3 protein-coding genes and 1 pseudogene are annotated in these 4,027 nt (G+C 69.9%); all 4 read right to left on the bottom strand.

Annotated elements, in window-relative coordinates; all coding sequences use genetic code 11:
* Window positions 1-56: 56 nt before the first annotated feature.
* Window positions 57-230, bottom strand: a complete 174-nt coding sequence (locus ACWGIU_RS27935; protein WP_453710307.1) for a CsbD family protein — start codon at window positions 228-230, stop codon at window positions 57-59.
* Between the two features lie 593 nt (window positions 231-823).
* The gene (locus ACWGIU_RS27930) at window positions 824-1,087 is read right to left on the bottom strand and encodes a GlsB/YeaQ/YmgE family stress response membrane protein (protein WP_453710306.1); all 264 of its coding nucleotides are present in this window, start codon (window positions 1,085-1,087) and stop codon (window positions 824-826) included.
* 430 nt (window positions 1,088-1,517) lie between these two features.
* Entirely contained in the window at window positions 1,518-3,638 is a 2,121-nt protein-coding gene (locus tag ACWGIU_RS27925; protein ID WP_453710311.1) for a xanthine dehydrogenase family protein molybdopterin-binding subunit, read from the bottom strand.
* Window positions 3,639-3,712: 74 nt separating this feature from the next.
* Window positions 3,713-4,027: pseudogene (locus ACWGIU_RS27920) on the bottom strand (FAD binding domain-containing protein); the annotation flags it as partial.

Below are 4,027 nucleotides of genomic sequence, written 5' to 3'. Positions count from 1 at the left end.
GCCCTCACCCCACGTCACCTCACGTACCAGCCTCACTCGACGTGTCACTGTCGGTGTCAGCGCTTCAGTGCGTCTTTCGCCTTCTGGGCGGCCTGCTTCGCGTCACCCATCTTCTGCTCGCCCCGCCCCTTGGCCTCCAGGCTTTCGTTCCCCACCGCCTTGCCCGTGCTCTCCTTCATCTTGCCCTTGGTCGTCTTGGCGACGTTCTTGACCTTCTTGCCCGCACCCATCGCTCTCACCTCCCCGCCACTCGGCGCTTGGCAGTACAAGCCTGCCCAGCCCCTACCCCTCGCGAGAGCGGATACGCATGTCAGCAGATTTACGTTCTCGTCGTATGAAATCGGGTAGGGGCACACATGGTCGTGCCCAGAGGGTCAGGTTCTCCCATGGATACGGAACTGGGCCCGCCTGAGAACGTCGCCCGCAGCTGCAGGGAGGAATCGTGAAGTTCACCCCGGGGCGCCACGGACACAAGTGGAGACGGCGATGGACACTTGTCCGCTGGATTCGACGACCCGTCGTGGGGCGGATCCTCTTGCGACTGGCCGCATGGGGCTTGCGAGTGATGATGTGGGCCGCTCGGCGGGCGCTGCGTCGCAGGATGACACGCGTCCTGCATGGGTGACGGACAGACCGCACACGGGCGCACCGCGACGCACGGGGCAGGATGCCGGAGTGGGTGGGGTCCGCCGGATCCAGAGCGACCCCCGGCCTCACCGGGCTCAGGCCCCCCGTGCGGCGCGCATGCGGTGATCGAAGAAAACGGCTCACGGGGAAGCCGTTCCGCGTATCGAAAAGACCGGCGTCCGGTCGCCGCTTCCCCCTAGTGCCTGGCACGGCTGAAGAGGCGGAAGACGCCGAGGAGGATGAGCGAGCCGACGACGGCGGCGATCCACGTCGAAAACTCGAAGAAGCCGTCGATGGAGTCGACTCCGAAAATCACCTTACCGAGCCACCCGCCGAGCAGGCCGCCCGCAATACCTATCAATATGGTGATGATGATGCCGCCCGGGTCCTTCCCAGGCATCAACATTTTGGCGATGATGCCCGCGAACAGACCGATAAGAATCCAAGCAAGTATGCCCATGATTCCTTCCTGTCTCGCCGCGTGAATGAGCGGTGCACTTCTGCCTCTTCGATGTTCCCACCACGTCGACCCACTCGGCCCACGGCCAAGGATCGGCGCGGTCAACTCAACGCGTCCTTGCCCTTCTCCTTGACGCGCCGAGCATTGCCCCGGGCTTCCAGAGCGGCACCCTTGGCGGCCAGAGTCTCCTTACCCAAGGCGTGGGCCGCCTTCTTCACAGCCCTTCCCGCGACTCGTTCTATTTCAGCCTTCGCTTTCTCACCAGTGCCCATGTCATCTCCTGAACACCTTTATTACGTATATGTCCGTGCCTGCGACTCCCAAACGATTCACGCGAGACCGGTTCTCCCCTGGAGCAGCTGGTCAGGGGAGGACGCCGGCCGGACCGCACACCGACCTTGCGCACACGGACTGCCGTTCGCCGTTCGCCTCAGTCGGCGGGTCCGAGTACGGCCAGTACCCGGTCCGGTGTCAGAGGCAGTTCACGCAGTCGGTGACCGGTGGCGTGGCAGAAGGCGTTCCCGATCGCGGCCGCCGTCCCGACGATGCCGATCTCGCCGATGCCCTTGCTGCCCATGGGGTTGAGGTGTTTGTCGTGTTCGTCGATCCAGTGGGCCTCGATGGTGGGTACGTCGGCGTGCGCCGGTACGTGATACGCGGCGAGGTCGCTCTCGGCGAAGTCGCCGAACGTCGCGTCCATCGTGCTGTGTTCGGTCAGGGCCATGCCGAGTCCCATCACCATGCCGCCCTTGTACTGCGACCGCGCGGTGAGCGGGTTGAGGATGCGGCCGGCGGCGAAGACCCCCAGCATGCGACGTACGCGGACCTCCCCGGTGACCGTGTCGACGCCTACCTCGGCGAAGTGCGCACCGAAGGCGTGCCGGGCGTACGGGGACTTCTGCTTGGCGGACTGTGTGGTGTCGGCGGACGCGGACAGCCCCCCGGTCGGCAGCGGCCCGTGGTGGCGGTCCAGGCGGGCGGTCAGGGCGGTGCAGGCGTCGTGCACGGCCCACCCCCAGGAGGCGGTGCCCGATGAGCCCCCGGCGAGCGATGCCGACGGCAGGCCGGTGTGTCCGATGGCGACGGACACGGAGTCGAGCGGTACGCGCAGGGCATCCGCTGCTACCTGGGCCAGGACGGTACGGGCGCCCGTTCCGATGTCGGTGGCGTTGACCTCGACGAGGTAGCTGCCGTCGGGGCGGGCGTGTGCCCGCGCGGTGGAGGGCGCGACGAGGACGGGGTAGGTGGCGGCGGCCACGCCGCTGCCGATGAGGTACGGGCCTTCGCGGCGCGGCTCGCGGGACTCGGCCCAGCCGAACCGCTCGGCGCCGTCACGCAGACATTCGACGAGGTGACGGCTGCTGAAGGGGAGGCCGCTGTCGGGCTCGGTGAGGGGTTCGTTGCGCACGCGCAGCTCGATCGGGTCGATGCCGAGGGCGTCGGCGAGTTCGTCCATCGCCGATTCGAGGGCGTACATGCCGGGCGCCTCTCCGGGTGCACGCATCCAGGACGGAGTGGGAACGTCGAGGGGCACGACCCGGTGAGTGGTACGGAGGTCGGGCACGGCGTACATGACGCGGGCCGGCACCGCCGCCTGTTCGACGAACTCGCGGACGCGCGAAGTGTGGGTGGTCATCTCGTGCGTCAGGGCGGTCAGGGTGCCGTCGGTCCGGGCGCCGAGCCGGAGGCGGTGGAGGGTGGGGGCACGGTGGCCGACGGTGGCGGGCAGGTGGGCGCGCGGCAGGGCGAGTTTGACGGGCCTGCCGTAGTGACGCGAGGCCATCGCCGCCAGGACCACGTGCGGGCGGGGGGTGCCCTTGGAGCCGAACCCGCCGCCGACGTGCTCGGAGACTACGGTGACCTCGTCCTCGGTCAGCTTGAGCAGGGCGGCCAGCGTGCTCCGCACGGGGCCCGCGCCCTGGCTGGAGTCGTACACCGTGAGGTGGTGGCGTTCCTCGTCCCAGTCGGCGACGGCGGCGTGCGGTTCCATGGGGTGGTTGTGCAGGGGCGGCACCGCGTAGACGCAGTCGATCCGCACGGGGGATGCGGCGAGCGCCGCGTCCGGATCCCCTTGTTCGCGGTGTGCCGGATAGCCTCCGTTGGCCTCTTCGGGGATGTAGGCGCCTTGGTGATCGGCGCTGAGGGCGACGTCGTGGGGCTCGGCCGCGTAGGTGAGGCCCACCGTGGAGGCGGCGGCCCGGGCGCCCTCCAGGGTGTCGGCGACGGCCAGGGCCACGTACCAGCCACGGTGGGGCACGCGCAGGTCCTGGAGGAGGTGCAGGGTGGGGTCGTCCACCGCGCCGAGACGGGGCGCGTCGTACGGGGTCAGCACACCGATCACACCGGGCAGGGCGGTTGCGGCCGACGTGTCGAAGGAGGTGACACGGCCGCGGGCGATCGTGGCGGGCACGGGCCAGGCGTAGGCGCAGTCGGGGGGTGTGTGGTCGGCGGCGTAGCGGGCGGCTCCGGTGACCTTCTCGCGTCCCTCGATGCGCCGGGCGGGGCTCCCGAGGGCGGACGGGCTGTCGGGCACGGCCGGCGTGCCAGGCATGGCCGGCGTGCCGGGCATGGTGGGCGCGGTGGGTGTGGTGGGCATCGCGGGTCCCCTTGTCTGTACGGGGGCGGTCACGGCCGGGGGCCGGCGGCAGGGCCGTCGGAGGCGGAGCGGATCAGGGTGGTGAGGGCGTCGCGGGCGAGGTTACGGGCGAGGTCGACCTTGAACGCGTTGTCGCGCAGGGGCCGGGCCGCGGCCAGTTCGGCGTCCACGGCTTCCCGTACCGCCTGGTCGGTGGGTACGGCACCGGTGAGCCGCGCCTCGGCGGTGGTGGCGCGCCAGGGGCGGTGGGCGAGGCCGCCGAAGGCGAGGGCGACGTGGCGTACGCGGCCGTCGCCGACTTCGAGTACGGCGGCCACCGAGGCGAGGGCGAAGGCGTACGAGGC

It is taken from the genome of Streptomyces sp. NPDC054840, assembly GCF_053611065.1.
This window is presented reverse-complemented; position numbering and strand designations above follow the sequence as displayed.